The sequence below is a fragment of the Kosakonia sp. S57 genome (assembly GCF_016516575.1).
Classification (GTDB): Bacteria; Pseudomonadota; Gammaproteobacteria; order Enterobacterales; family Enterobacteriaceae; genus Kosakonia; species Kosakonia cowanii.
This window is the reverse complement of record NZ_JACVUL010000022.1, coordinates 41,115-66,661: the sequence shown is the minus strand read 5'-3', so window position 1 is coordinate 66,661 and position 25,547 is coordinate 41,115. Positions and strand designations below refer to the sequence as shown.

Below are 25,547 nucleotides of genomic sequence, written 5' to 3'. Positions count from 1 at the left end.
ACCACTGGACGCATGCCTGAGGTTCTTCTCGTGCCTGATATGAAGCTTTTTGCTGGTAACGCCACCCCGGAACTAGCACAACGTATTGCCAACCGCCTGTACACTTCTCTCGGCGACGCCGCCGTAGGTCGCTTTAGCGACGGCGAAGTCAGCGTACAAATCAATGAAAACGTACGCGGTGGTGATATTTTCATCATCCAGTCCACTTGTGCTCCTACTAACGACAACCTGATGGAATTGGTTGTGATGGTCGATGCCCTGCGCCGTGCTTCCGCAGGCCGTATCACCGCCGTTATCCCCTACTTTGGTTACGCCCGTCAGGATCGCCGCGTCCGCTCCGCTCGCGTACCGATTACCGCAAAAGTCGTTGCCGATTTCCTCTCAAGCGTTGGCGTTGACCGCGTCCTCACCGTAGACCTGCATGCTGAACAGATTCAGGGCTTCTTTGATGTACCGGTTGATAACGTGTTCGGCAGCCCGATTCTGCTCGAAGATATGCTGCAGCTGAACCTCGACAACCCGATTGTGGTTTCGCCGGATATCGGCGGTGTGGTTCGCGCACGTGCGATTGCCAAACTGCTGAACGATACCGACATGGCGATCATCGATAAGCGCCGCCCGCGCGCCAACGTCTCGCAGGTGATGCACATCATCGGCGACGTGGCGAACCGCGACTGCGTGCTGGTTGACGATATGATCGACACCGGCGGTACGCTGTGCAAAGCAGCAGAAGCCCTGAAAGAGCGCGGCGCAAAACGCGTCTTCGCTTACGCCACGCACCCGATTTTCTCCGGTAATGCGGTGAATAACCTGCGCAACTCCGTGATTGACGAAGTGGTGGTCTGCGACACCATTCCGCTGAGCGAAGAGATTAAAGCGCTGCCGAACGTACGTACGCTGACGCTCTCTGGCATGCTGGCCGAAGCTATCCGTCGTATCAGCAATGAAGAGTCGATCTCTGCGATGTTCGAACATTAATCGATGCTTCATATCAAACCCGCTCCGGCGGGTTTTTTTAACCCTCTTTTTTATTTGTATGATTTATTAATTAGTTAGACTACGCTTCGCAAAAGAGTGACTCCTGTGAAAATGTTACTTTCTCCCCACATCATGCCTTTCCGCGCGCTGATTGATGCCTGCTGGAAAGAAAAATATACCGCCGCCCGCTTTACCCGCGATCTGATCGCCGGGGTCACGGTGGGCATTATTGCCATTCCGCTGGCGATGGCGCTGGCGATTGGCAGCGGCGTCGCGCCGCAATACGGTTTATACACCGCTGCCGTCGCGGGCATTGTGATTGCCCTGAGCGGCGGGTCGCGTTACAGCGTCTCCGGTCCGACAGCGGCGTTTGTGGTGATCCTCTACCCGGTTTCGCAACAGTTTGGCCTCGGTGGCCTGCTGGTAGCGACGCTAATGTCCGGGGTATTCCTGATCCTCTTCGGTCTGGCGCGTTTTGGTCGCCTGATTGAGTACATCCCGCTCTCAGTGACCCTCGGGTTTACCTCCGGGATCGGCATTACCATCGGCACCATGCAGATCAAAGATTTTCTCGGTCTGCAAATGGCCCATGTGCCGGAGCATTACCTGCAAAAAGTGGGCGCACTGGTGATGGCGCTGCCAACCATTAACCCGGGCGATGCCGCCATCGGCGTGGTGACGCTCGGCACGCTGATCCTCTGGCCGCGTCTGCGTTTGCGCGTGCCGGGGCATCTGCCGGCGCTGCTGGCAGGTTGTGCGGTGATGGGGGTGGTCAACCTGCTTGGCAGCCATGTAGCCACCATTGGGTCGCAGTTTCACTATCTGCTAGCTGACGGCAGCCAGGGCAACGGTATTCCGCAACTGCTGCCGCAGCTGGTGCTGCCGTGGGATCTGCCCGGCTCGACCTTTACCTTAAGCTGGGACTCCCTGCGCGCCCTGTTGCCCGCGGCGTTTTCCATGGCCATGCTTGGCGCGATTGAGTCCCTGCTCTGCGCGGTGGTGCTCGACGGCATGACCGGCACCAAGCACAAAGCCAACAGTGAACTGATTGGTCAGGGGATGGGCAATATTGTCGCGCCCTTCTTTGGCGGCATTACGGCTACTGCGGCGATTGCCCGCTCGGCGGCAAACGTGCGCGCCGGTGCCACCTCACCCATTTCGGCGGTGATCCACTCCCTGCTGGTGATCATGGCGCTGCTGGTGCTGGCTCCCCTGCTCTCCTGGCTGCCGCTCTCGGCGATGGCCGCGCTGCTGCTGATGGTAGCGTGGAATATGAGCGAAGCGCATAAGGTGGTCGATCTGCTGCGCCGCGCGCCAGCCGATGACATTGTGGTGATGCTGATCTGCATGTCGCTGACGGTGCTGTTCGATATGGTGATTGCTATCAGCGTCGGCATTGTCCTCGCCTCGCTGCTGTTTATGCGCCGCATCGCGCGCATGACGCGTCTTGCGGCGGTGAATGTCAGCGTGCCGGAAGATGTGCTGGTGCTGAGAGTGATCGGCCCGCTCTTTTTCGCGGCGGCAGAGGGGCTGTTCAGCGATCTGGAGACGCGTATCGCCGGAAAACGCATCGTGGTGCTGAAGTGGGACGCGGTGCCGGTGCTGGACGCCGGTGGGCTCGATGCCTTCCGCCGTTTTGTCAGCCGCCTGCCGGAGGGCGTGGAGCTTCGTGTCAGCAACCTGGAGTTCCAGCCGCTGCGCACCTTTGCCCGCGCCGGTATTCAACCCATCCCCGGCAGGCTGGCCTTCTTCCCGAACCGCGACGCGGCGTTAGCCGATCTCTGATCCCGGCGCGCCGTAACGGGTGCGCATCATCACTTCAATTGCCCGCCGGAGCCACTGCAGCACCGCGGGCGTCATCCAGGTGCCCTTCATCAGATGCGGCTCCTGCTCCATCGCCGTGCGAAACTTCTGCTGCGTCTGTGGATCGCGCCCGGCGTAGGACTGAAAAAGCTCCAGCCAGTTTGCCGCCAGCGCCTGCGCCTCTTCGCTGTGTAGATCAAGTTCGCGGCGGCTGGCATCGTGCAGTTTTGCCACCAGCGCAGGCCACTCCATCATGCGGTCAAAGTAGTGCGCGCGGGTAAAAGCCATCTCCTGCGGCGTTAAGTAGCGCTGCCAGATAGCCAGCTTGCTCTCGGCGAAACAGCGGGTGATGTACTCCGTCATCGCGGGCGTAATGCCGGTCTGTTCGCGCATCTGCGGTTCGGCGCTGTGCATCTCATTAAGCCGCGTTAAAAACTCCGGCTTGTTGGCCGTATCCTGCTCAAGACGCGTCATCCAGCGGGTCGCCAGATCCATCGCCTGCGCATCATCCGCTGCCACGTTATTGTCCATCAGTGTTTGCGCTTCGCTAACCAGCGTCGCCCAGACGCGGTCACGCGCTTCATCCCGGGCGGCAAATGGTAATTCGTCTAACTCTTGCGGCGTAAACCAACGATCGTACATTTTCATCAACTCCAGTGTCTGTAGCCAGGACTCGAGGTCGGGCTCCGCGCCGCAGGCAAGACCATCCCGGAGATCGACAAGGCGATCGCGCAGTGTCACGATATCGCGCACCTGCCTGTCGAGCCGGGTAATCTGGTCATTTAACAGTTCAGCCAGCGGGCGCGTTTCCCGCGCCAGGTAGTCGCCAATTGCCGCCAGTTCCATCCCCGATTTTGCCAGCGCCTGAATCATCTGCAGGCGCTTCACATCAGCGAGGTTATAGAGCCGGTAACCGGCGGCGCTTCGGGCAGAAGGCAGCAGCAGGCCAATATGCTCATAATGATGAAGGGTGCGAACGCTAATGCCCGCGCGCCGCGCCAGCTCACCTACCTGAATTAACATAACTGCTCCTTTCGTGCTCCACAGACGCCACTTTCGCGCCTCACGTTACGTGAGGGTCAAGCAAAAGACCAAAAAAAACGGCTCCCGCAGGAGCCGTTATCGAAATCAGTGCTGGTTAGCCGTGGTTTTGCCGGTCGCGACGGCAGCGTTTGTCATAGTGACGCACCCACCAGTATTTGTCGCACACCTCTTCATGGCCGCTGACGCGTGCGCCTGCCAGCCAGAGCACCGCGCCAAGGAAGATGCTGAGCACCGCGCCGTGGGCGAAAAACTGTGGCAGGTTAATCTGCGGAAGCTGGTTGAGAACCGAATACCCGACGCCCACAACCATCACAATTAACCCCAACCCCATGAGCGCATTGCCGAGTAACGACGCGTTTCTACGTTTCATGTGTCACCTCCGAACAGTGGGTTGGATGGGATATCCCCAATCCTTGTGTGCAAAGTATAGACAGCGCACTTTTTAGCGGTTGCGGGCAGGATCACAATTACACATATCCGCCTAACATAAATTTACACATAACCCCATGAACTCGTTGAAATTCGAATGGTTGAGGTGAGTAATCATTCCCCTTCACGGCTCATCGGATGTGAGAATTTTGTCATCGCGCGCCTCTCGACGTAAACTACGCGCCGGACATTGACCTGGTCAGGAAGAGAAAGTGACGATTAAACTGATTGTCGGGCTGGCAAACCCCGGCGCGGAGTATGCCGCGACACGCCATAACGCTGGCGCATGGTATGTGGATTTACTGGCGGAGCGCGCCCGCGCGCCGTTACGCGACGAGCCGAAGTTCTTTGGTTTCACCTCGCGCATTCAGCTGGCGGGCGAAGATGTGCGCCTGCTGGTGCCCACGACATTTATGAACCTGAGCGGTAAAGCCGTGGCGGCGATGGCGACCTTTTACCGTATCAATCCCGACGAGATCCTCGTGGCGCACGATGAACTCGATCTGCCGCCAGGGGTGGCAAAGTTTAAGCTTGGCGGCGGTCACGGTGGGCATAACGGCCTGAAAGATATCATCAGCAAACTGGGCAATAACCCCAATTTTCACCGCTTACGCATCGGAATTGGCCATCCGGGCGATAAAAACAAGGTTGTCGGTTTTGTGCTGGGTAAACCGCCGGTGTCAGAACAGACGCTAATCGACGATGCGGTAGACGAAGCGGCGCGTTGTACCGAAGTGTGGCTGAAAGAGGGGCTGACCAAAGCCACCAATCGCCTGCACGCTTTTAAAGCGCAGTAAGCGCGCCCAGCGCCTTTTTTGCCGCGCATAACATTGGTTATGTGTATACTAGGCGCAGTTTTTCACTTTTCGACAATCCGTTTTTAATAACGGGTTGATTATCAAGAGATTAAGGTAATTACATCATGGGATTCAAATGCGGTATCGTTGGTCTGCCTAACGTAGGTAAATCCACCCTGTTCAACGCGCTCACCAAAGCGGGTATCGAAGCGGCAAACTTCCCCTTCTGTACCATTGAGCCGAACACCGGTGTCGTACCGATGCCCGATCCGCGTCTCGATAAGCTGGCGGAAATTGTTAAACCGCAGCGCGTCCTGCCGACCACCATGGAGTTCGTTGATATCGCCGGTCTGGTAAAAGGCGCGTCCAAAGGTGAAGGCCTGGGCAACCAGTTCCTGACCAACATCCGCGAAACCGAAGCCATCGGCCACGTGGTGCGCTGCTTCGAGAATGACAACATCATTCACGTTAACAACAAGGTCGATCCGGCTGATGATATTGACGTTATCAATACCGAGCTGGCGCTGGCGGATCTGGATACCTGCGAACGCGCAATCCATCGCGTGCAGAAGAAAGCCAAAGGCGGCGACAAAGATGCGAAAGCTGAGCTGTCTGCACTGGAAAAATGCCTGCCGCAGCTGGAAAACGCCGGTATGCTGCGCTCGCTGGATCTCTCTGCTGAAGAGAAAGCGGCTATTCGCTACCTGAGCTTCCTGACCCTGAAACCGACCATGTACATTGCCAACGTCAATGAAGATGGCTTCGAGAACAACCCGTACCTCGACACCGTGCGCGACATCGCCGCGAAAGAGGGTTCCGTGGTGGTTGCCGTTTGCGCCGCCGTTGAGTCTGACATCGCCGAGCTGGAAGATGCTGACCGTGAAGAGTTTATGGCTGAGCTGGGTCTGGAAGAGCCGGGCCTGAACCGCGTCATCCGCGCCGGTTATGAACTGCTGAATCTGCAAACCTACTTCACCGCTGGCGTGAAAGAGGTACGCGCATGGACCATCCCTGTCGGCGCAACCGCTCCGCAGGCGGCCGGTAAGATCCACACCGACTTCGAGAAAGGCTTTATCCGCGCCCAGACCATCGCCTATGAAGATTTCATCGCTTATAAAGGCGAGCAAGGCGCGAAAGAAGCCGGCAAGATGCGTTCAGAAGGGAAAGAGTACATCGTTAAAGATGGCGATGTGATGAACTTCCTGTTTAACGTCTAAATATGATGTGTTGTCTTATGGGGTTTCGCTGAATCTCATAAGCCTCGCAAAAACGATAAAATCCACGCAACTGCGTGGATTTTTGTTTTTATCGGTATGCTCCCTATCAGAGAGATCATCATCTTGATAACGGACTGTGGACCATCCCAGCAACGCGCATGAAAGCTGGTAGGGAAAATATTATTCCCCTCCCAGGCCCTTAACATGCTCAAAACATTACAAGGATTAACCAGGCATCGGCAGCACCTTTTTTCGGGAAGGGATAATCCACCAGGTCCAATGACATCGCACTCTCTTCGTCAGCTACTGAAAAGCATGGGCTGGAGTGGTACTTATAGCCCTCATGCAAGCCGAACCACAGAAAGTACCCGTTTAGACGAGAGGGGCTATCGACCTGATACTATTGAGGCCAAACTTGCGCACACTGATACCAATAATATTCGTCGCACATACAACCATGCAACCTATCTTAATGAGCGTAAAGTGATGATTCGGGAATGGGAGGATATGTTGGACAAATGGGTAGCAGGATCCAATTAGAACTTAATGCACTTAGTGAACCACAAGATAGAACTCATTCTTCAAGAGCCACTTTGTGCCAGGAGCGGACGTTGTTAAGCCCGCCTTCACCTCGCGCTGCCTCATTTTCAAAGCTGATGCTGCGCGACACCCGAATATTGCAAAAAATGGATTGCCAACATTTCAGATGTAACCAGCCTTGTCAAAAAGATAAAAGGATGCATAGATACTGGGGACATACATTTAGCAATTTCGCTTCTCCCTCAAGAACGGCCTTATAAAATTCAAGCCGGAAACCGGCTTAAATAAAAATTTATTTTCTAATCTAAAACACCGTAAGACTTTCCAACCTGTACTGCTTTACTATTTATTTCAGGAATGGGATTTCTTGACAATGCTTTTAATTTCTCAACAGCGTATTTAGAACCTATTTTCGCTAAAGCGTATATACAGTTCCATGTCAACATGTAATTATCGTCCTCTCTGTCATCAGCCAAATAATCATATTCAGATAAAGCACAGTTATATAGGGCATTTACTGCATCATCGCTTTTAGCCTTTATTTCAACTAAAGCCCGCACAACATCATCATGTTTATAATGAAAATCATCACCCAAAAGATGTATCAAGATATCTTCATGCTTGCTTGTAAATCCAAAATGAAAGCCAATATATAAAGCGCATTCAACTTCTTTCAGGTCTGTAGAAGAGTGCGCATTTTTTAAAATGTCATCTATAAAACCCTCAACATTTCCGTGAGCACATGGAAAAAGCTTTAGAAATTCTTCATCTGTTATTTTTCCAGTTCTAAGTGGCTTATTATTAACCACGGAAAGCACTAAGTTCTTTTGCTCTGAATTCATTATTGCCTCAACACATTAAAAGAATCGATACCATCGTTAAAGATTTTTAAAGCAGCGCCCCCTTCCCTTCCAGGACCAATATTTATCTGGTCATCATCGCCTTTAAATCAAGCATTTTCAACCCCCAACCTTTTGATTTTACTGGGCTTGGTATATCAGGATGGGTTACAGCAGCCAGATCAGAATTATCTCTAATGCCAATACCTTCTAACTGTGCTCGCGTACCTAGTTTTAGATTGAATTGTACCAATATCCCGTCATAGTCTTCTGAAAATTCACGGGTTGGAGATATTGTTGTTTCGGTTGTAGCAGGGATACGTCCTGTTTTTTGTAAAACAGCAAAATCTTCTTTTGACATGGTCCTGTAAAAAACATTCTCATGCGGTGGCTTATAACATGCAACTAACCCCAACGGATCCACCCACATAGCTGTAGGTATTAATCCCGATCAAGTTTCAGCCCGCCCAGGCGCAGCAGCAGGTTGTGCCACACCGGGTTACGGTGTTCTTCGGTACGGTTGCCTGCCGGGTCCCAGAAGAGGCGCTCTTTTTTCTGCGGTTCGACGGCCTTTGTCACCTGCCTCGCCGCGTCGTAGACCACAGGTACTGGCTGTACTTCTCGCCCGGCATGGTGGGCGTCGCGTCGGTGTGTATCTGCTGGACTCTCTAATCGGTGCGGTCCCAGCGGTAGCGGCGCTCGAAAAGCAGTTCGCGGCGCATTCCGCCAGTAGGGCTAGTAAATTATTAGCTCGCCCTGGGGCCACTGACCGGCCCAGCCACAGGGCATATGACCTTGCTCATAAATAGAAATAAGATTCATAAAAAAAAGTGAATTATTTAAAAAGGGACTATAAGCATCCTCTAATAGATAATTTAATAAATCCCACTTTATATTACTAAGCAAAGCCTTTTGATTCCCTCCTATAGGAGGGATTTGTGGAACAATTTTACTTTCAATGATAATAGCAGCAGCATCTGCGAGCTTGTTCCATTCAAGAAAAGCATTGACATGTTTTTTCGCCAACCGACCTGTGATATTATTTCGGGCTTCTAAAGTAACATTTTCCCACTCTTCACTTTCCAGATTAATTTGAAAAGCATTTATATCTTTAACGCGTATAGTGTCAGGAATAGAGCTATCTTTTCCTGCGTTTGAAAGCCAGTTGATTCTTAATAACTTTTCGATCGATGCCTGGTTTATATTCATAAGTTCATCTAATTTATTATACCTGGAATTCCTGGGACACTCATGCCACCGAGAGCGTCATACTGAATCCTGCTCTGGATACTATACCTTAAAGCCTGGTTAACACGGTGCGCATGTAAGCTCTTCAAAGATATTATAAATCTTCCAAAGACTTTTTAGTTTCACAAACCAAAAAATCTGCAAGAGTCTTAGCCACGATTTTTTTACTGCCATCTCTCTTGAATGATAAGTCTGTTTCCACTACTGCTGCCTCGCCACCACTTTGAACAGATACGTCAATAGAAAATAGTGGGCCATAACCAGAGGATTTTATCAAAATCATATTGTTATCAATATCGCCAAGTTCTCTGGCCTTAAGTGTTGTATACCTGACATCAGGTGCAGATTGTGCGGCCAAGCCTAACTTTGAGATGCCATAAAATGACTCTCCATTAAATGAAAGCGTCCCATATTTCTCTAAAAAAAACTTATATGTGGGAGGGAATTTAACCTTAAGCTCTTTCTCATAAAGCTCAATTACATCCTCAGGGGCGGGACCACTTCCTTGCGCCTCCTCACCACTTGCACTAATTAAATCATCAAGTTCTTTATAAATATCAATCATTTAGTCTCCTAAAAGTCCAGCGCTCAGCTTTCCAATATTTTTTCTTCCAGCGATTAAATGGCCGTTTATTCATAGAAGGCGGTGCACTACTATAGGTTCGAAGGATACCACCAGGACCAACCCAAGTTTTATCTCACTGGTTAGAATACATATGCAACACGGTGTCATTCTTGCTGCGATGACTGCTTAATATTTCAACCATAGCCCCGAGTTCGTCTTGGGCGAGATGGTGTAAGTTCAATTCTAAACCATCATGGCCTATAGGCGCGTTTCCAGCATGCATCCTCTGAATATTAGTCAAACCATCAGCATCAACGTAATTAGGATCAAATAAATTATCCCTCTGGTAAACTTTTCTTCCTTCTACCTTTTTTGGTTTCCAGCAACTTAACCCCAACGGATCCACCCACACCAGCGGATCACCCACATAGCTGTAGATATTCAGCCCGCCCGCTAACCCAATCGGATCCACCTGCGTATAACGCCCGGTCACCGGGTCGTAGTAGCGGAACAGGTTGTAGTGCAGCCCGCTTTCGCGGTCGAGATACTGCCACGGAAACACAGGTTCTGCGGCACCTACCACTATGGTACGCTGAGTTCGAGCTCCGTTTTGCCCCTTATGCTGAACTGCCCGCGCCGAACGGTCTGGTCGTCAGCGTCCGTTATGGAATAACATTGTTTCTGTAACACATGCAGATATATGCGGGTCTGACAGCAGAGAAAGACCTGCTCGCTACATCTGGTAGAACTAGGTGTGGCTGTTCGCTCTGACTTCAGGAAACCGGACGTCAGGTGAGTTCAAAAAAATAATCAGGAGTAAAAACATGGACAATGAAGACTATAAAAAGACACTGCGAAAACTGCGGATCTGGCTTTTATCATTCCTTACCCCGGCGTTAGTCTCAACGTTTATTGCGGCACTTTTCATATGGGCGCATTTAGCGCGGATAGGGCAGCCAGGCCTTTTTTTTGAGAGCCTCTCTTTTTCTTCATTATTCAGTTATCTGATGGTCTTTGCCTGTATCAGTTTAATCCTCTTTTGTGTGGTGTTCTTTCTGCCTTCGATGCTGACTGGGCTTTTTTTTTCATATAATCAGGTCGACAGTAGTCTGGCGGAAGAACAAACCGAGAACAATATCAGAATTATACTGCTCACTTCGTTATTTTCCGTGCTGATATTTTACGGCTATATTTTTCTTTCGCTTTACACAGGAAAGGATGTCACACAGAACAATTACGTTCAGATGGGTATTATCTGGCTGATCAGCATTTTACTTTCTTTATGGTTCAATCTCGGGATGACTCGCAGGAAAATTGCCGGCGAGCGTAACAGGAAAAAAGCAGGCACAGTCATTTTCGCGCATATCCTGCAACCTGCCCTGTGTGCGGTGACTGCATGCCTGTATGTTTTCCCTCTGGAGCTCTTTCTCAGAACTCTCGAATTTCCGGAAGGTACAGGCCAGGTCAGACAGGCGGTGACTGTTATCGTCTTATCCATATTTCTGATTATCTTTTCACTGATTCCTGGTACTGTTTACCTCAGGCTAAGAACCCGCACAAGTTTGTTACGTCAGATGGGCGTGGTGAGTGGGGTTATGGCCGCGATAATGTTTGTAATCTGTACATTAGTTCATATGGTACCTGCTATCATATTGACAATGTTTCTTAATACATCAGGCATCATGGATCTGCGCCCCCATGTATATGGTGTACCCACAGCTTCTTATCCCGCAGAGTATTTCAGAGACCCTACATGGCAAGAGGAAAGATCCTCTGATGACAAATACTATTTGCTGAAGGCAGTGAAAATTTATGCTCTTGGTGATATACAGCTCATCTGCCCAGTTAACGTCATCGCGTCATACAAAAACAGCCTCCGATATCAGGTGCTTGATACCGAGTTTGATGACAAAGTTCGAGGGAAGCTTCAGGACGCAGTTTCTCTTTGCCGCAAAGTCAAAAGCCAGGAATTATTAACGCTTGAGAAATTATCTCGGGACAAAAAGGAAAATTTAAAAAACGATAACGCTTGACGATTATGTTGTCTTATGAGGTTTTGCTGAAGCTCATACGCATCACAAAACGATAAAATCCACGCAACTGCGTGGATTTTTGTTTTCATACCCTATCTTCAATCTCACTACTGCACCGCTAAAAATGAGGTCGGGCATGTAGCAATATAATTGCCCCCCGTCAGGCGTTGGCGAAAGATCTTATTGCACCAGGTTATGCCGCAGGGAATATTTGACGATATGGGCGTTATTGGTGAATTTCATCCGCTTCATCATGCGTGATTTATAGGTGCTGACGGTTTTATTACTGATGGAGAGCGCATCGGCTATCGCATTAATCGACTCGCCGTGGGCCAGCATAATCATTATTTGCCGTTCGCGCATCGTCAGGCTCTCATGCGGCGCACGATTATTACTCTGGTAGTCGGAAAAGATAATTTCCTGCGCCAGATCGTGATCGATATAGCGTGATCCCTGCGCCACGGTGCGGATCGCTTTGAGTAAAATCTCTGGCGACTTATCTTTGGTGATATAGCCCAGCGCGCCATTATTTAACACCCGCCGGGCAATTTGCGGTTCGTTAAACATACTCAATACCAGAATACGCAATTGGGGATAGAGCGGTATCAGGCGGGTGATCAGATCTTCCCCGCTCATGCCCGGCATCGAAATATCCAGCAGCAGCAGATCGACGTCGTGCTGGCGCAAGCGCTCCAGTACCTGGCCGCTATCCGGCGCTTCACATACCACTTCGATAGTGTCATCGAGTGCAAAAATTTGCTTCAGGCCCTCGCGCATGATGGCATGATCGTCGGCAATCATCAGACGTATGCGTTCACTCATCGATCTATCCTCCTGGTTTTCGAACAGGATGGTGCTGATTTAACGCTCACAGAGAGAGGGAACTTCAGTTTAACCCGTGTTCCTTTACCGGGTGTGCTATTGATGGTCGCCTCGCCGTTTAGCATGCGTCCGCGCTCCTCGATCCCGTGCAGCCCGCAGGTTCCTCTCTTCACACGTTGCAGATGAAAGCCTTTGCCGTTATCGACAACTTCGATAAGCAGCGCATCCGGCTGGAGTTTGACAAAGATATAGACATTGCTGGCGCTGGCATGGCGGGCGACATTGGTAAGGGACTCCTGAACCACGCGAAATGCCGCCGTCAGCGTCGCATCATCCAGCACCACGGTATGCTCGTCGGGCGCCAGCAAAATGCAGCGGATACCGTTGTTTTTTATAAACTGATCGCGCAACCACTCCAGTGCCGGAATCAACCCGAGATTGAGCACGTTGGGCCGCAGACGGGTTGAGACATCCCGTACCACCTGAATGGTGCTGTCCAGACGCCCCATCAACTGCCCGATCTCCGCCTGCTGTTCGTCGGCAGACTGATCTTTACGCATCGCCAGCAGCGACAACCCGGTACGCAACGCGGTTAAATGCTGGCCCAGCTCATCATGAATATCACGCGCCAGCTGTTTTTTTTCCGCTTCCCGCGCCCGCTCCAGATTATGCGTTAGCTGCCGCAGCTCCTCTTCGGTCTTACGGATAGCGGTAATATCTCGCCCCACCGCCAGCACGCTCATTATCTCGCCGCGCAGATCATATTCCGGGACGCAGCGCACATGCAGGGTACGTTTCTCCCCGTTGCGCTTTACCACCAGCTCATCTTCGGCACTGTTTTCATCCACCATGGTGCGCGAAACCAGCTTAAACAGGCTCAGCCCGACGCCCCCGCGCGGCACGCTTTCGGTCAGCGGCACGCGGCTGATATCGTTTTCGCTCAGGTTAAACCAGTTACGCACCGCCAGGTTGGCGTAAACACAGCGGGTCTGCAAATCAAACCGTAAAATGAGGTCGGGAGAATTTTCCACCACCCGGTGCAGCTGTTTTTCCCGCAGTAGCTGCTGCTCTTTCTGCCGGCGAATTTCATGCATATCGCGAACAATACATAATATATGTAGCTCACCCTCCTGGTTATATCCGCTACAGCTCGCCTCGACGGGAAAAACATTATTCCGCCCGGTATGCTGCGACGTAAATGTTATCCCTTCAGGACGGGTACTGAGTTTCCACCACAGGGCAAACACATCACTGTCGCGCAGTTCTTTATCAATAATATCAAAGCTGAGTTGCGAAAATGCCTCGCGGGAATATCCCGTCAACTGGCAGGCTTTTTCGTTGACATATTTGATACGCAGCTGGCTGTCTATCAAATAAATGGCATCATGGATTTTGTCTAAGGCAATGTTGGATAAGCCGCTGATATTAACCTCATGATTATCAACCTGCCCGGTTACACCCTGTAAAAGCATCATTCCCTCCACGGATATATCATGCCGCAGAGAATAGCGTCCCGACGGCATGACAGTCATAACCCGCTAAATATTAATGAGCTAATAATCTTAGCAGCTAATTTGCCGTTTTCAGCAAACCAGGATTCAGGCATAAATTCTCCCTTTTAGCGTCTCCCGCGCCCGTGAAAGCCGCGAGCGCACGGTCCCGACCGGGATAGCTAACTGCTGCGCAATATCCTGATAGCTGCCCTCCTCCTCCACCAGGATTGAGAGCATAACCTTAACGTCTTTCGATAATATTTCGATGGATGCCAGCGTATGACTAAGGAGCTGCCTGTTTTCCGTTAAATCGCTGGGATCGTCATCCAGCAGCAGATCGGCAGTAATTTCATCATCCAGCCTGTCGAACAGATAGTGGCTCTGTTTCGATTTGTAGTAGTTACGGATCAAATTAACGGCAATACCAAACACCCAGGTCTCCGGGCGCGACGCGCCACGGAACTTATGCCGGTTACACAACACTTCCAGGCAGGTCATTTGCAAGATGTCATCAGCATCCTCCTGGCTGGCGATACGTTTACGAATGAAGTTTAAGAGCTTCTTATTATGCGTAACGAAGATCTCATCCCAGTTCACGTTCATCGCGAACGGTGACTCTACGACAGTGGACACGAGCGTTGAATTGATCATTTTCTTGTCTCTCTGATAGGTAGCAAATGAGTGCGCTGCTACTTAGCAAGAGATATGCCACCCGCCTTTCAAGAAATAACCATCTGTTTATAAAAGAAATTAATTTCTAATACAGAGTTTTCCGAGCCAGTTTTTACCTCCCCAGACCGCTGCGTTATGCAAAAAATTGCATTGGTTACCCAATGAAATTATTCTCATTTTTTTTTGCTGCTTTTCAGGGAACCGACAGGCGCGCTTTGACACAGAAAGAGGGTAATGACCACTGAGGATGGCTGGCGATGCTCAAGATACAACATGCAATACCGGCGCTGGCGCACTCGCTAAAAGCCCTGCATAAAAACACGCCACAAGCGGCAGGCAAAACCAACGTGCCGGATAATGTCCGCGTGCGGGCAGAGTCATTAAATGACGCGATGGAAGAGATTGGCGCGGCGTTCAGTGAAAAGATGGAGCGTAAGCAAAAGGCGCAGGAGCGCCGTAATGCGTTACGTAACCAGCTGCGTGGCAAGCATGCGCTCAGCAAAGTTGGCGAGCTGAATGAACTCTTCTGCCTGCTCGATGGCGGCGATGAACAACACGCCCTTGAGCAGATGGAGTGGCTGCGTAACGCCCTGCGTCAGAACCCGCCGCCGGATAGCGACACGCTGCTGGAGAAGACCGGCGGCGATCCGGCGCGCACCGCCCTGCTGCTGCGGATGCTCGGCGAGCGGGCAGCGGAGGAAGGCGACGGAGAACTGGTCGGACGGGCCGCAGCGCAGCTAGATAAGCTTGAGCAGACCCACGGCCAGACCATCCGCGCAGGCAACAACACCGCGTCAGCCATCGCCGGGTATACCAGCGACCCGCAGCGTAAACAGTCCCTGCGCAACCTCTATTACGACGGCATCGTCCACCAGCAGTCCGCCCCCATGATGCTGGATATGCTGCTGGAGCTTATCGGCTCACGCCATCTGTTACCGACGCTGCGTACCCTGCAGCGCGCGCTGGCGGATGATATCGCCGCCCTTGCCCCCTCGATTAGCGTGATCACCCTCGGCCGAATTCACCGCGGGCTGCGCGATGCCGCCGGGATAAGCCAGACCCTGAGCGACAGCAATACCTTTTTGCAGCGCATGCGCAGCAAACTGCCCGCGGTTGCCATGAACAGCCTGACGCTGGCGCGCCGGATGCTACAAATCAGCCACAACGGCGCCTACCAGAGTGATTTCACCGGTCTGGCGGAGGAGATTGTCGGCCAGAGCAAGCAGCATCTGCCGCTCTTTTTTAGTTCGCTTTTCCCGCTGCTGCACGGCGTGCCTGCCTCGCTGTGGCCCGCCCAGGAGAACCGTAACAACGCGTTGAAATTGCTGCGCGGCATGATTACGGACGTCACTAAAACTGAACAGCAACAGCAGCGCCGCAACCGGAACGCCGCGTCGTGAGGCACCCAAGATGAATACCCTGTTTCAGATCTTAAATCGAATCGCCATCAGCGCCATGCAACGCTCCGAAGTGGTTGGGGCCGCTTTTGCCATGGCGCTGGTGTTTATGCTGATCATTCCCTTACCGCTGCCATTAATTGATGCGCTGATTGCGTTAAATATCTGCCTCTCCTCTCTGCTGGTGGTGCTGGCGATGTATCTGCCGAAACCGCTGGCGTTCTCCACCTTTCCCGCCGTGCTGCTGCTGACCACCATGTTTCGCCTGGCGCTCTCCATCTCCACCACCCGGCAGATCTTGATTCAGCAGGACGCGGGCCATGTGGTGGCGGCGTTCGGTAACTTCGTGGTGGGCGGCAACCTTGCGGTCGGGATGGTGATGTTCCTGATCCTCACCGTGGTGAACTTCCTGGTGATTACCAAAGGTTCCGAAAGGGTAGCCGAAGTGGCGGCGCGCTTTACCCTTGATGCGATGCCCGGTAAGCAGATGTCCATCGACAGCGATCTGCGCGCCGGTTTGATTGATGTGGTGCAGGCCAAAAATCGCCGTAATGAGCTGGCAAAAGAGAGCCAGTTGTTCGGGGCGATGGATGGCGCAATGAAGTTTGTCAAAGGCGACGCCATCGCCGGGCTGGTGATTGTGGTGATCAACCTGATTGGCGGCATCAGTATTGGCGTGCTGCAACTGGGTATGCCTGCCGGTGAAGCGATGCATATCTACTCGATTTTGACCATCGGTGACGGGCTGATTGCGCAGATCCCGGCGCTGCTGATCTCGCTCACCGCCGGGATGCTGATCACCCGCGTCTCATCAGACAATGAACAGACGGTCGATAACAATATTGGCCGCGAGATTGCCGAGCAGTTAACCAGCCAGCCGAAAGCCTGGCTGCTCTCCTCAATGGGGATGGTGGGTTTTGCCCTGCTGCCCGGTATGCCAACGGCAATTTTTCTGCTGCTGGCGGCGCTGACGATGATTAGCGGCAGTTTTCAGATCTGGCGCGTCAGGAAGACCCTGCGCCTGGCGCAGCCACAAATGGAGAATGAGGTCATCCCGCCGGAGCTGAACGGCAAGGAGGATTTGCGCCAGTTCAACCCTACGCGCCCTTACCTGATCAATTTCCCCTCATCATGGCGCGGCCATCCGGAGATGCTGGAGCTGGTGCAGGATATTCGCCGCCTGCGTAACCGCATCGTTTACCACTTCGGCTTTACCCTGCCCGCCTTCGATATCGAATTTCTCGACCAGCAGACGGAGGATGAGTTTCGCTTCTCGGTGTATGAGATCCCGAAAGTGATCGGCACATTTAACGTGACCCACCGGGCCGTGAAACGCCGCTGGCTGGATGAGATCCCATCAGCCGACAGGGAGAGCGTGGTTGAGGGCGATGAGCGGCGTCAGGAGGGCGATCTTATCTGGCTGGCGGCAGATCATCCGCTGCTGCAAAACGAAGAGGTCGAGCGCTGGACGGCGCGGGAAATGCTGGTCAAGCGCATGGAGAACGCGATCCACGCCAGCAGCCCGCACTTTATCGGGCTACAGGAGACCCGCGCGCTGGTCAGCTGGCTGGAAGCGGAGCAGCCGGAGCTGTCGCAGGAGTTACAGCGCGTGATGCCCATTTCTCGCTTCTCCAGCGTCCTGCAAAAACTGGTTTCCGAGCGTATTCCGCTGCGTTCGGTGCGGGCCATTGCCGAAGCGCTGATTGAGCATGGGCAGCATGAGCGCGACATCTGTTTGCTGACTGACCAGGTGCGCATCTCACTAAAAAATCATCTCTGTTACCAGTATGCCCGCCCGGACGGTCTGCATGTCTGGCTGCTGACACCGGAGCTGGAAGAGCAGTTACGCGACTCGCTGCGCCAGACGCAAAACGACCTCTTCTTTGCCCTCACCCATGAGCAGATCACCGCCATTCTCTCGGTCGTCGCTAACGCCTTCCCGGTCGACACGCCGGAAAGCGCCGTGCTGCTGGTGGCACAGGATCTGCGCAGCCCAATGCGCGGGCTTATCCAGGAAGAGTTTCACTATGTGCCGGTGCTCTCGTTTGCAGAGCTACAACCTAATCTCGCAGTAAATGTGCTGGGGCGTATAGAGCTTGATCCGGCCGCTTACTCGCTTACCACGTGGGAGAGTTGATCATGTTCGAACTGCGCGTGCTGTCTGGCCTGCATTTGGGCGCCGCGTTACCCCTCTTCGGCGATAAATGGCTGATTGGCCAGGCCGACGAGGCCGATCTGATGCTTAGCGATGCGCGCGTTGCTGCCCGCGCCTGCGAGCTGCGCCGGGAAGAGAGCCAGTGGCTGGCACAGCCTGAGAGCGGCGACGCTTTTACTGTCAATATTGAAGCGCCTTTTCAGGTCGCTGACGTCTGGCTGTGCGTGGCGCGTATCGACACGCCGTGGGCCGCCTGCCTGCCCCCTGCCACACCGCCAGCGCCAGAAGGATCCACGGAAGCACCGCCACAGGCCGCGCCCCCCGTCGCCGCCAGTAAAGGGTTTTTCACCCGCGGCATCCGCACGCTGGCATGGAGCCTGATGTTGCTGCTCACCCTGACGGTAACCAGTTGGGTTTTGCAGCCCACCGTTGCCCAGACCCAGGTTGCCTCCTCGACACCACAGAGCACGCCCGCAGAGTTGCAGGCACCATTACAGAAAATGTTGCGCGAACGCGATCTGGCAAAGGTGGTGAAGCTGGATATGCACAACCAGCGGCTGCGCCTGACGGGCCGCCTCAGTAAGTCGCAGATGCAGATCTATAACCGAATGCTGGAGCGCTTTAACGCCACCTACACCAGCGCTACCCCGCTGGATAACCAGGTCAAACTGCTGAAGGTCAGCCTGCCCTTTCGGATTGTGCAAATAACCACCGGTAGCCGCGCCAATATCGTCACCGACGACGGGCAGCGCCTGTTTGTCGGCGATGAAGTGGACCACCTGCGGCTGGTATCGATCACCAGCGATCAGATTGAGTTTAACGGTCGCGATAACATTAAGGTGAGCTGGTAATGACGGTAGCGCTGGAGGAGTGGTATCAACAGCAGCGGCGGCGGCTGGCAAGCTTTTCGCCGGTCGAAAGTTTTGGCCGCATCACCGGGATTAACGGCATATTGCTTGAAAGCAGCCTGCCCAAGGCGCGGATTGGCGATCTCTGCCAGATCGCCCGGGATGACGGGCAGAGCGTGCTGGCTGAAGTCGTTGGCTTTAACCCGCAGCACACGCTGCTCTCCGCCCTCGGGCAGCTCGACGGCATTGCCCGGGGCGCGCGCGTGGTGCCGCTGCGCCTGCCGCACTCTATTGTGGTCTCTGACGCCCTGCTCGGCTGTGTGCTGGATGGCTTTGGCCGCCCGCTTGATGCAGGCCGGCCTGGCGCCTTCGCCCTGCCCGGTACGGTGGAGAATGCGGTTGGCGTGCTGGGCGATGCCCCGGCACCCACCGATCGTCCGCGCATCGATACGCCGCTGCCAACCGGTATTCGCGCGATTGACGGCCCGCTGACTCTCGGCGTCGGCCAGCGGGTCGGGATCTTTGCCGGTGCGGGATGCGGGAAAACCACCCTGCTGGCGGAGATCGCCCGTAACACCCCCTGCGATGTCATCGTCTTTGGGTTGATTGGCGAGCGCGGGCGCGAGTTGCGGGAGTTTCTCGACCACGAACTGGACGAGGCGCTGCGCAGCCGTACGGTGCTGATCTGCGCCACCTCCGATCGCAGCAGTATGGAGCGGGCCAGGGCCGCGTTTACCGCTACCGCCATCGCCGAAGCCTGGCGCGATAAGGGCAAAAGCGTGCTGTTGATCCTCGACTCCCTGACGCGCTTTGCCCGCGCCCAGCGTGAAATCGGCCTTGCCCTCGGCGAGCCGCCGGGGCGCGGCGGTCTCCCCCCTTCGGTTTATACCCTGTTACCGACCCTGCTGGAGCGCGCCGGGCAAACCTCGCGCGGGGCCATCACCGCCCTCTACTCGGTGCTGATTGAAGCTGACTCCATGAACGATCCGGTCGCCGATGAAGTGCGCTCCCTGATTGATGGCCACATTGTGCTGACCCGCCGCCTGGCGGAGCGCGGGCATTACCCGGCTATCGATGTGCTGGCAAGCCTCAGCCGCACCATGAGCAACGTCGCCACGCGCGAGCATATCCGCAACGCCACGCAGCTGCGGCGCATGATGTCCGCCTGGCAGCAGGTTGAGATGTTAATTCGCCTTGGGGAGTACCAGCCGGGCCACGATGCGATGACCGATGCGGCGGTAGCGGCTCAGGAGGCGATTAACGGTTATCTGCAACAGGCAATGCACGCCCCCACAGAGTATGACGACACCCTGCACCACTTATCGGAGGTGAGCCAGCATGCGCCGTCATCCGCTACCTGATAACGACATCATTACTGACGATGGCAGTGCTGAATTGCAGCAGGCCTTCTCGCTGCTGCTGCCGATTCGCCGCCAGCGCTTACGCCGCAGTGAACGCCTGCAACGGCAAGCGGAGCAGGCTTTGCGCGAAACGCAGCGTCAGTCAGCCGAAGCGGAACAACAGCTCGCAGCCGCACAACAGCACTATCAACAGCTGCGCGAGAGCTTTGCCGAACACCACCAGGCGGGGCTGCAAAAACAGGAGCGTCTGGTCGAAGGATTGACGGAGGAGCGCCAGGCCAGCGACGCAGTGAGCGGGCAACGTAATCAGTTGCAACAGTGCCGCACACAGCATGTCACGCAACAGCAGCAGGTGCAGCACGCGCAGCAGCAAACCCAGGCGCGCCTGCGTGATGTGGAAAAACTGGAATACCTGATGGAGCATAGCGAGGCATTACGATGACAGCTTTACCCCACACCCAGCAAAATAACCCCGCGCCGCCTGCCCGCCCGGAGGTGCAGCGCCGTTCGCCGCAAACCGCATCGTCAGACGCCGCTAACCCCGAGCGTAAATCCCGCGCCGAGCCGTTTCGCGAAGAGAGCTCGCTGTTTGACGCGCTGTTGTTTCCCACCAGCGACGTGCCGCAACCGCTTATCACACCGTGGGAAGGCAGCGCCTCTTTTGGGCCGCAGTTAAGCCATGAGCATGAGCCTCCCGCCTCACCGGCCAGAGCCTGGCAACAGCTGGAGCCCTCGCTGTGCGCCATGGTAGAGAAGCAGCCAGCCGGGCCGGTCTCGATGACGCTGCTGCTGCCCCTGTTAGGCGAAGTGGATGCCCGCCTGAGCCCTTTTGCTGCGGGCTGGGATATCAGCCTTCGTTTTGCGCCAGCGGCGATGAATATGATAGCTGCCCATCAGGAGCGTTGCCGGGAGTCGCTGCGCCGCCGGATGGCCTGTGCCGTGCGCCTGCGCTTTGAGCAGCGCGGAGGGCGGGAATGAAACCCTTAACCCTGCGCACTCTGCCGCGCGAGGAGGCCAGCCTGCGTCGGCGTATCGGCCACGGTGTTGGCTATCCCTTTACCCTTGAGGGGGAAGCGGGTGAGCTTCAGCTCCGGCTTACTCCCCCCGGCGATCGACCGCCGACGCAGCGCTTCTCCTGCAAGGCCGGGCTGTTATCTCTGGCAGGTAGCGAAGCGCTGCTGAGCCTCTTTTCCGCCTGCCCGCTGCTGCCGGAGCCTGGCGCGTGCGCCGAGTGGTACTGGCCGCTCTTTAACCAGCACCTCAGCCCGGCGCTGCGCGCGCTGTTTGGCGACCTGACGCCGCAAGAGGCCTCCTGCGCGCCCCTTGACGGTATCTGGCTTGCGATGAGCGTCACGCTCGGTGAGTCGCAGGCGCAAAGTGAGTTATACCTTGCGCCCGCCACCCTTGCGGCGCTGTTAAACCAGCCAGGCTGGATTTCGCTGCCTGCGCCGCTTTGCAGCGACCTGCCGTTATCGCTGCCGATAGTTCTGGGCGTGGTGTCGTTTGCCCCCGCGCAGTTACGCACACTTCGCCCCGATGATGTGGTTTTCCCTGCTACCTCGTATTTTTCCCCGACCGGTCGCGGCGAGCTTCGCCTTGCGCAATTACACCTTGAGGGCGAATTGCTGTTCGAGGAGGGGCATCCTGCCCGTTTTCTTATTACCCGTCTGGAGAATACTTACGTGAATGTGACCCCCGAAGATAATCTGCCTGCCGACACCCCACACCCGGATGAAAACCTGGCTGAAACCACGACGCCTTCGGCCTCGCCTTTTGATGCGCTGCCGCTGGCGTTAACCGTGCGCTGCGGCCATCTCAGACTGACGCTCGGTGAGTTAAATCGCCTCGATGTCGGCTCGACGGTCACCGTCGATAACGTGGTGCCCGGTGAAGCGCTGCTCTGCCACGGCGAGTTTCCGCTGGCGAAAGGCGAACTGGTCGATGTCGAAGGGCGTCTGGGGCTGCAAATTACCCATATGCTGCCGGGCGTGGCGAGCGTCGTGGATGTGAACAGGTGATTCCGATGGAGATGGGGCCGCTAAACCCAATTATGCTGGCGCTGTTTCTCGGCGCGCTGGCGCTGCTGCCGATGATGCTCATTATCTGCACCAGCTTTTTGAAAATCACCATGGTGCTGCAATTGACGCGCAACGCGATGGGCGTGCAGCAGGTACCGCCAACCATGGCGCTTAATGGCATCGCGCTGGCGGCGACGCTCTTTATTATGGCGCCGGTGTTTAGCGATATGACCGACCGGCTGAAAGCGATCCCGGTCGATTTCAGCAGTATGGAGCGGCTGGAATACACCACCGCTAACGGTATCGAACCGCTGAAAATGTTTATGCGCAAAAATACCGACCCGGACATCGTTATCCATCTGCAGGAAAACGCCCAGCGTATGTGGCCAAAGCGCATGGCCGAGTCGGTCACCCCGGAAAATATGCTGCTTATCATCCCGGCGTTCGTGCTGTCGGAGCTGCAAAACGGCTTCAAAATCGGCTTTCTGATCTTCATTCCTTTTATTGTCGTGGACCTGATCGTCTCCAATATCCTGCTGGCGCTCGGGATGCAGATGGTCTCGCCGATGACCGTGTCGCTGCCGCTGAAAATCCTGCTGTTTGTGCTCATCAGCGGCTGGACGCGGCTGCTCGACGGTCTGTTCTACAGCTATTTATGAGGCCCGCATGGATATTCTGACGCTGTTTCGCCAGGGGTTACTGCTGGTGGTTATTCTCTCCGCGCCACCGCTGCTGGTGGCGGTGATCTCCGGGGTGATCATTTCGCTGGTGCAGGCGGCGATGCAGTTGCAGGATCAGACCCTGCCGTTTTGCATCAAGCTGATGGCGGTCGGCCTGACGCTGGCACTCACCGGGCGCTGGGTCGGCGTTGAGCTGATGGAGCTGGCGCAGGCGGCGTTTGCCATGATGGCAACGGTCGACGCCTGATGTTGACAGGTTACCCGCTTACCGACACCTTCAATGGGATCCTCGCGCTATCCCTTGGTATGGCGCGCATCTTCCCCTGCCTGCTACTGACGCCAATCTTCTCCTTTAGCGTCATCAAAGGGATGCTGCGCACCGCCATTGCCGTGGCGCTGGCGCTGTTTATCGCGCCGGGTATTAAAGAGCAGATTGATCTGCTTGAGCCGACAATGATGACGCTGGCAGGGCTGGTGCTGAAAGAGTTGTTGATAGGCACGATGCTCGGGTTGTTGCTGGCGCTGCCTTTCTGGCTCTATGAGTCTGTCGGTGCGTTATTCGATAACCAGCGCGGCGCCTTAATGGGTGGGCAGATCAATCCCCAACTGGGGCCGGATGTGACGCCGCTCGGCAAGTTAATGCAGCAGGTGCTGATATTGCTGCTGGTGACCGGGCTGGGATTATCCACCATCACCCAGGTGATCTGGGACAGCTACCATCTGTGGTCCGCCACCCAGTGGATGCCCTTTCCCAAAGAGGCAGGTTTTCACGTCTGGCTGACGCTGGTGGGGAAAGTCTTCAGCGATATGGTGCTCTACGCCGGGCCGCCGGTGGCGCTGATGCTGCTACTCGATTTTGCCATCGGGATTATGAGCCTCTATAGCCCGCAGCTCCAGGCGACGGCGCTGACGATCCCGCTGAAATGCCTGCTCGGCATGCTCTTTTTTATCCTCTATCTGCCGCTGCTGGACCATCTGGGAAATGCGCGGCTGTATGAGCTGCGCGATCTTATCCATATCCTGCCGCAGATCTTCACCCCTTCCGCCGGGAGCGCGCCATGAGCGAAAAAACCGAAGACGCCACACCGCAAAAACTGAAAGAGTCGCGCAAAAAAGGCCAGGTCAGCCAGAGCCAGGATATCCCTAAGCTGCTTATCTCTATCGGCATCCTTGAGACCATTTTTGCCATGGTCGACTCGAGTATGCAGCGGTTGCAGGCGATGATGCTGCTGCCGTTATCCCGCCTGCGCGACCCGTTTGATCACGCGCTGGAAGAGGTAATAAGTGACAGCGTCACCGTTATGCTGGTGCTGGTCGGTCTCGCCTGCGCCATTGCCATGCTGCTGCGCGTGGTGGGCGGCTGGGTGCAGTTCGGCCCGCTCTTCTCCAGCGAAGCGCTGGCACCGAAACTGGATGCGCTTAACCCGGTTAATCACCTGAAGAATATGTTTTCCGCCCGTCAGTTTACCCAGCTTCTGACCAGCATCGTTAAAGCGGTGGTGATAGGCCTGGTGGTATGGCAAGCGATCCTGCCGGACCTCGGCGGCCTTGCCCAGCTGGCGCTTGGCGATCTCAATGGTTTCTGGCAAGGAGTTATGGCGCTGTTTATGAAGGTGTCGCGCCGGGTGCTGATGGTAATGCTGGTGATAAGCCTCTTCGATTTTGGTATTCAGCGCTACTTCTTCCTGAAACAGCAGCGTATGAGCCATGAAGATCTGAAAAACGAGTTCAAGCAGAGCGAAGGCGATCCGCATATGAAAGGCCACCGCCGCCAGGTGGCGCAGGAGATCCTGAATGAAGAGCCGGTTCCCGCCCGCGAGATCAACGTCGAAGAGGCGGATGTGCTGCTGGTTAACCCGACCCATTTCGCCGTCGGCCTCTACTACCGCCCGGATGAAACGCCGCTGCCGCGTCTGCTGTTTAAGGCGTGTGATGAAGAGGCGCGGGCGTTGATTGAAGAGGCGCAGCGTAAAAAGCGACCGGTGATCCGCTTTATCTGGCTGACCCGCACGCTGTGGCGCACCACCCGCGAAGGTGCCTATATCCCGCGCGAAACGTTAAATGCCGTGGCTCACGTCTATCGCCTGCTGCGGGAGCTGGAAGATCACTACCTGGATGAGGTGATAGAGATCCGCGAAGAGTAGTGCGCGGATCTGCGCTTATCAGGCAGCCACAATCTCCGGCAGTAACGCCCGCGCTTCCCGGGCTTGCTGCATAAAGGCGAGCATTAACGCGCTAAAGGTAGCCGGGGTTAAAGCGGCCAGCGGTTGCTGATAACAGAGCCGCACCTGCTCCTCTTCATCCAGCGCCAGCCAGCACCCGCGCATCGCATGCATCTCGAAGTTGAGCTTCATTAACAGCCGCCAGGTGGTGAGTTGCTCTGCAAGCTGGGTGGCGGCAAAGAGCTGGCAATGGAGCAGTAGCGTATCGCTTCCCGCTGGCAGCTCCAGCACTGCCGCCTCCTGGCCCTGCTCATCCTGCAATGCGCACACGCCGTTGACCAGCGTCAGAGAGATGCCCTGGCGGCGACCAAAATCATTTAGAAGCCCTTGTAGCTGTCGTTGCTGCGTCATCATAACCTCCTGTAAAAGTGAGATTTAACAAGGGC

At 54.9% G+C, this 25,547-nt stretch carries 27 protein-coding genes and 4 pseudogenes; 18 read left to right on the top strand and 13 right to left on the bottom strand.

Translation table 11 applies throughout. The features are described 5' to 3' along the window. The first annotated feature begins 30 nt into the window (after positions 1-30). Together prs and dauA are read left to right on the top strand one after the other, a co-directional pair. Positions 31-978 carry a ribose-phosphate diphosphokinase gene (prs, locus tag IAE48_RS19210; RefSeq protein WP_007371855.1) on the top strand — a complete coding sequence of 316 codons (948 nt, stop codon included), beginning with the start codon at positions 31-33 and terminating at the stop codon, positions 976-978. A 132-nt stretch (positions 979-1,110) separates the two neighbouring features. Next, positions 1,111-2,763 (top strand): C4-dicarboxylic acid transporter DauA, encoded by a 1,653-nt coding sequence (dauA, locus tag IAE48_RS19205; protein WP_200135316.1) that lies wholly within the window; start codon positions 1,111-1,113, stop codon positions 2,761-2,763. Here dauA and IAE48_RS19200 read toward each other — a convergent pair. Both IAE48_RS19200 and ychH read right to left on the bottom strand, forming a co-directional pair. Beyond that, positions 2,749-3,804 (bottom strand): MerR family transcriptional regulator, encoded by a 1,056-nt coding sequence (locus IAE48_RS19200; RefSeq protein WP_200135300.1) that lies wholly within the window; start codon positions 3,802-3,804, stop codon positions 2,749-2,751. The two genes, dauA and IAE48_RS19200, sit on opposite strands and share 15 nt — an antisense overlap. A 115-nt stretch (positions 3,805-3,919) precedes the next feature. After that, positions 3,920-4,195: a stress-induced protein YchH gene (gene ychH, locus IAE48_RS19195; RefSeq protein ID WP_042711688.1), complete on the bottom strand. Its 276-nt coding sequence runs from the start codon at positions 4,193-4,195 to the stop codon at positions 3,920-3,922. A gap of 271 nt (positions 4,196-4,466) precedes the next feature. Here ychH and pth point away from each other — a divergent pair, with 271 nt between their 5' ends. From pth to IAE48_RS24380, 4 genes and pseudogenes are all read left to right on the top strand, one after another. After that, on the top strand, positions 4,467-5,051 hold the full coding sequence (gene pth / locus IAE48_RS19190; protein ID WP_023478596.1) for an aminoacyl-tRNA hydrolase: 585 nt from the start codon (positions 4,467-4,469) through the stop codon (positions 5,049-5,051). A gap of 125 nt (positions 5,052-5,176) precedes the next feature. Beyond that, a complete protein-coding gene (ychF, locus tag IAE48_RS19185) occupies positions 5,177-6,268 on the top strand; it encodes a redox-regulated ATPase YchF (RefSeq protein ID WP_200135299.1) in 1,092 nt (363 codons plus the stop codon). A 122-nt stretch (positions 6,269-6,390) separates the two neighbouring features. Next, positions 6,391-6,808: pseudogene (locus IAE48_RS24160) on the top strand (tyrosine-type recombinase/integrase); the annotation flags it as partial. A 141-nt stretch (positions 6,809-6,949) separates the two neighbouring features. Further along, positions 6,950-7,096 (top strand): annotated as a pseudogene (locus IAE48_RS24380) (hypothetical protein); the annotation flags it as partial. An 11-nt stretch (positions 7,097-7,107) separates the two neighbouring features. Here IAE48_RS24380 and IAE48_RS19175 read toward each other — a convergent pair. From IAE48_RS19175 to IAE48_RS24375, 7 genes and pseudogenes are all read right to left on the bottom strand, one after another. Beyond that, positions 7,108-7,650 carry a HEAT repeat domain-containing protein gene (locus tag IAE48_RS19175; RefSeq protein WP_200135298.1) on the bottom strand — a complete coding sequence of 181 codons (543 nt, stop codon included), beginning with the start codon at positions 7,648-7,650 and terminating at the stop codon, positions 7,108-7,110. A gap of 82 nt (positions 7,651-7,732) precedes the next feature. Further along, a complete protein-coding gene (locus IAE48_RS19170) occupies positions 7,733-8,008 on the bottom strand; it encodes a hypothetical protein (RefSeq protein ID WP_200135297.1) in 276 nt (91 codons plus the stop codon). Positions 8,009-8,091: 83 nt separating this feature from the next. Continuing rightward, positions 8,092-8,366: pseudogene (locus tag IAE48_RS19165) on the bottom strand (Rhs-family protein); the annotation flags it as partial. A gap of 16 nt (positions 8,367-8,382) precedes the next feature. Next, entirely contained in the window at positions 8,383-8,856 is a 474-nt protein-coding gene (locus IAE48_RS19160) for a hypothetical protein (RefSeq protein WP_200135296.1), read from the bottom strand. 133 nt (positions 8,857-8,989) lie between these two features. Next, positions 8,990-9,460, bottom strand: a complete 471-nt coding sequence (locus IAE48_RS19155) for an SMI1/KNR4 family protein (protein ID WP_200135295.1) — start codon at positions 9,458-9,460, stop codon at positions 8,990-8,992. Between the two features lie 133 nt (positions 9,461-9,593). After that, a complete protein-coding gene (locus IAE48_RS24155; protein ID WP_309228092.1) occupies positions 9,594-9,866 on the bottom strand; it encodes an HNH/ENDO VII family nuclease in 273 nt (90 codons plus the stop codon). Next, positions 9,846-10,126: pseudogene (locus tag IAE48_RS24375) on the bottom strand (RHS repeat-associated core domain-containing protein); the annotation flags it as partial. The gene IAE48_RS24155 and the pseudogene IAE48_RS24375, both read right to left, overlap by 21 nt. Before the next feature lie 158 nt (positions 10,127-10,284). Between IAE48_RS24375 and IAE48_RS19140 the strand changes: the two are divergent. Beyond that, positions 10,285-11,493: a hypothetical protein gene (locus IAE48_RS19140; protein ID WP_232045439.1), complete on the top strand. Its 1,209-nt coding sequence runs from the start codon at positions 10,285-10,287 to the stop codon at positions 11,491-11,493. 180 nt (positions 11,494-11,673) lie between these two features. Here the strand turns inward: IAE48_RS19140 and IAE48_RS19135 are convergent, their stop codons facing one another. From IAE48_RS19135 to IAE48_RS19125, 3 genes are all read right to left on the bottom strand, one after another. Then, positions 11,674-12,315, bottom strand: coding sequence for a response regulator transcription factor (locus IAE48_RS19135; protein WP_076769950.1), 642 nt, complete (start codon positions 12,313-12,315; stop codon positions 11,674-11,676). After that, positions 12,312-13,790: a PAS domain S-box protein gene (locus IAE48_RS19130; protein ID WP_232045438.1), complete on the bottom strand. Its 1,479-nt coding sequence runs from the start codon at positions 13,788-13,790 to the stop codon at positions 12,312-12,314. The genes IAE48_RS19135 and IAE48_RS19130 overlap by 4 nt, the downstream gene beginning before the upstream one ends. A 123-nt stretch (positions 13,791-13,913) precedes the next feature. After that, positions 13,914-14,459, bottom strand: coding sequence for an RNA polymerase sigma factor (locus IAE48_RS19125; RefSeq protein ID WP_042713537.1), 546 nt, complete (start codon positions 14,457-14,459; stop codon positions 13,914-13,916). 278 nt (positions 14,460-14,737) lie between these two features. Between IAE48_RS19125 and sctW the strand changes: the two genes are divergently transcribed. From sctW to sctU, 11 genes are read left to right on the top strand one after another with little or no spacing between them, the layout of a single operon-like run. Beyond that, positions 14,738-15,880, top strand: a complete 1,143-nt coding sequence (gene sctW, locus IAE48_RS19120) for a type III secretion system gatekeeper subunit SctW (RefSeq protein ID WP_200135294.1) — start codon at positions 14,738-14,740, stop codon at positions 15,878-15,880. 10 nt (positions 15,881-15,890) lie between these two features. Next, complete coding sequence (gene sctV / locus IAE48_RS19115; RefSeq protein WP_200135293.1) at positions 15,891-18,014, top strand: type III secretion system export apparatus subunit SctV; 2,124 nt, start codon at positions 15,891-15,893, stop codon at positions 18,012-18,014. A 2-nt stretch (positions 18,015-18,016) separates the two neighbouring features. Beyond that, a complete protein-coding gene (locus tag IAE48_RS19110; RefSeq protein ID WP_200135292.1) occupies positions 18,017-18,883 on the top strand; it encodes an FHA domain-containing protein in 867 nt (288 codons plus the stop codon). Then, positions 18,883-20,241 carry a type III secretion system ATPase SctN gene (gene sctN / locus IAE48_RS19105; protein WP_200135291.1) on the top strand — a complete coding sequence of 453 codons (1,359 nt, stop codon included), beginning with the start codon at positions 18,883-18,885 and terminating at the stop codon, positions 20,239-20,241. Before IAE48_RS19110 ends, sctN begins: the two co-directional genes overlap by 1 nt. Next, entirely contained in the window at positions 20,219-20,683 is a 465-nt protein-coding gene (locus IAE48_RS19100; RefSeq protein ID WP_200135290.1) for a type III secretion protein, read from the top strand. The genes sctN and IAE48_RS19100 overlap by 23 nt, the downstream gene beginning before the upstream one ends. Then, positions 20,680-21,219 carry a type III secretion system HrpP C-terminal domain-containing protein gene (locus IAE48_RS19095; protein WP_200135289.1) on the top strand — a complete coding sequence of 180 codons (540 nt, stop codon included), beginning with the start codon at positions 20,680-20,682 and terminating at the stop codon, positions 21,217-21,219. The genes IAE48_RS19100 and IAE48_RS19095 overlap by 4 nt, the downstream gene beginning before the upstream one ends. Continuing rightward, a complete protein-coding gene (locus tag IAE48_RS19090) occupies positions 21,216-22,259 on the top strand; it encodes a FliM/FliN family flagellar motor switch protein (protein WP_200135288.1) in 1,044 nt (347 codons plus the stop codon). Before IAE48_RS19095 ends, IAE48_RS19090 begins: the two co-directional genes overlap by 4 nt. 5 nt (positions 22,260-22,264) lie before the next feature. Next, complete coding sequence (gene sctR / locus IAE48_RS19085) at positions 22,265-22,918, top strand: type III secretion system export apparatus subunit SctR (RefSeq protein WP_200135287.1); 654 nt, start codon at positions 22,265-22,267, stop codon at positions 22,916-22,918. A 7-nt stretch (positions 22,919-22,925) separates the two neighbouring features. Beyond that, positions 22,926-23,186 (top strand): type III secretion system export apparatus subunit SctS, encoded by a 261-nt coding sequence (gene sctS / locus IAE48_RS19080; protein WP_094419744.1) that lies wholly within the window; start codon positions 22,926-22,928, stop codon positions 23,184-23,186. Beyond that, entirely contained in the window at positions 23,186-24,001 is an 816-nt protein-coding gene (gene sctT / locus IAE48_RS19075; RefSeq protein ID WP_200135286.1) for a type III secretion system export apparatus subunit SctT, read from the top strand. The genes sctS and sctT overlap by 1 nt, the downstream gene beginning before the upstream one ends. Beyond that, positions 23,998-25,083, top strand: a complete 1,086-nt coding sequence (gene sctU, locus IAE48_RS19070; RefSeq protein WP_124968167.1) for a type III secretion system export apparatus subunit SctU — start codon at positions 23,998-24,000, stop codon at positions 25,081-25,083. Before sctT ends, sctU begins: the two co-directional genes overlap by 4 nt. An 18-nt stretch (positions 25,084-25,101) precedes the next feature. Here the strand turns inward: sctU and IAE48_RS19065 are convergent, their stop codons facing one another. After that, the gene (locus IAE48_RS19065) at positions 25,102-25,515 is read right to left on the bottom strand and encodes a type III secretion system chaperone (RefSeq protein WP_200135285.1); all 414 of its coding nucleotides are present in this window, start codon (positions 25,513-25,515) and stop codon (positions 25,102-25,104) included. Positions 25,516-25,547: the final 32 nt, after the last annotated feature.

What these genes read in the sequence shown, in the direction of transcription:
- IAE48_RS19100 (WP_200135290.1), top strand. Translation starts at nt 20,219, where the DNA reads ATGCGCCGTCATCCGCTACCTGATAACGACATCATTACTGACGATGGC.
- IAE48_RS19170 (WP_200135297.1), bottom strand. Translation starts at nt 8,008, where the DNA reads ATGTCAAAAGAAGATTTTGCTGTTTTACAAAAAACAGGACGTATCCCT.
- sctU (WP_124968167.1), top strand. Translation starts at nt 23,998, where the DNA reads ATGAGCGAAAAAACCGAAGACGCCACACCGCAAAAACTGAAAGAGTCG.
- IAE48_RS19140 (WP_232045439.1), top strand. Translation starts at nt 10,285, where the DNA reads ATGGACAATGAAGACTATAAAAAGACACTGCGAAAACTGCGGATCTGG.
- sctW (WP_200135294.1), top strand. Translation starts at nt 14,738, where the DNA reads ATGCTCAAGATACAACATGCAATACCGGCGCTGGCGCACTCGCTAAAA.
- sctV (WP_200135293.1), top strand. Translation starts at nt 15,891, where the DNA reads ATGAATACCCTGTTTCAGATCTTAAATCGAATCGCCATCAGCGCCATG.
- ychH (WP_042711688.1), bottom strand. Translation starts at nt 4,195, where the DNA reads ATGAAACGTAGAAACGCGTCGTTACTCGGCAATGCGCTCATGGGGTTG.
- dauA (WP_200135316.1), top strand. Translation starts at nt 1,111, where the DNA reads ATGCCTTTCCGCGCGCTGATTGATGCCTGCTGGAAAGAAAAATATACC.
- IAE48_RS19155 (WP_200135295.1), bottom strand. Translation starts at nt 9,460, where the DNA reads ATGATTGATATTTATAAAGAACTTGATGATTTAATTAGTGCAAGTGGT.
- IAE48_RS19065 (WP_200135285.1), bottom strand. Translation starts at nt 25,515, where the DNA reads ATGATGACGCAGCAACGACAGCTACAAGGGCTTCTAAATGATTTTGGT.
- sctS (WP_094419744.1), top strand. Translation starts at nt 22,926, where the DNA reads ATGGATATTCTGACGCTGTTTCGCCAGGGGTTACTGCTGGTGGTTATT.
- ychF (WP_200135299.1), top strand. Translation starts at nt 5,177, where the DNA reads ATGGGATTCAAATGCGGTATCGTTGGTCTGCCTAACGTAGGTAAATCC.
- IAE48_RS19160 (WP_200135296.1), bottom strand. Translation starts at nt 8,856, where the DNA reads ATGAATATAAACCAGGCATCGATCGAAAAGTTATTAAGAATCAACTGG.
- sctN (WP_200135291.1), top strand. Translation starts at nt 18,883, where the DNA reads ATGACGGTAGCGCTGGAGGAGTGGTATCAACAGCAGCGGCGGCGGCTG.
- sctT (WP_200135286.1), top strand. Translation starts at nt 23,186, where the DNA reads ATGTTGACAGGTTACCCGCTTACCGACACCTTCAATGGGATCCTCGCG.
- sctR (WP_200135287.1), top strand. Translation starts at nt 22,265, where the DNA reads ATGGAGATGGGGCCGCTAAACCCAATTATGCTGGCGCTGTTTCTCGGC.
- IAE48_RS19135 (WP_076769950.1), bottom strand. Translation starts at nt 12,315, where the DNA reads ATGAGTGAACGCATACGTCTGATGATTGCCGACGATCATGCCATCATG.
- IAE48_RS19125 (WP_042713537.1), bottom strand. Translation starts at nt 14,459, where the DNA reads ATGATCAATTCAACGCTCGTGTCCACTGTCGTAGAGTCACCGTTCGCG.
- IAE48_RS19110 (WP_200135292.1), top strand. Translation starts at nt 18,017, where the DNA reads ATGTTCGAACTGCGCGTGCTGTCTGGCCTGCATTTGGGCGCCGCGTTA.
- IAE48_RS19200 (WP_200135300.1), bottom strand. Translation starts at nt 3,804, where the DNA reads ATGTTAATTCAGGTAGGTGAGCTGGCGCGGCGCGCGGGCATTAGCGTT.
- IAE48_RS19090 (WP_200135288.1), top strand. Translation starts at nt 21,216, where the DNA reads ATGAAACCCTTAACCCTGCGCACTCTGCCGCGCGAGGAGGCCAGCCTG.
- IAE48_RS19095 (WP_200135289.1), top strand. Translation starts at nt 20,680, where the DNA reads ATGACAGCTTTACCCCACACCCAGCAAAATAACCCCGCGCCGCCTGCC.
- IAE48_RS19130 (WP_232045438.1), bottom strand. Translation starts at nt 13,790, where the DNA reads ATGATGCTTTTACAGGGTGTAACCGGGCAGGTTGATAATCATGAGGTT.
- IAE48_RS19175 (WP_200135298.1), bottom strand. Translation starts at nt 7,650, where the DNA reads ATGAATTCAGAGCAAAAGAACTTAGTGCTTTCCGTGGTTAATAATAAG.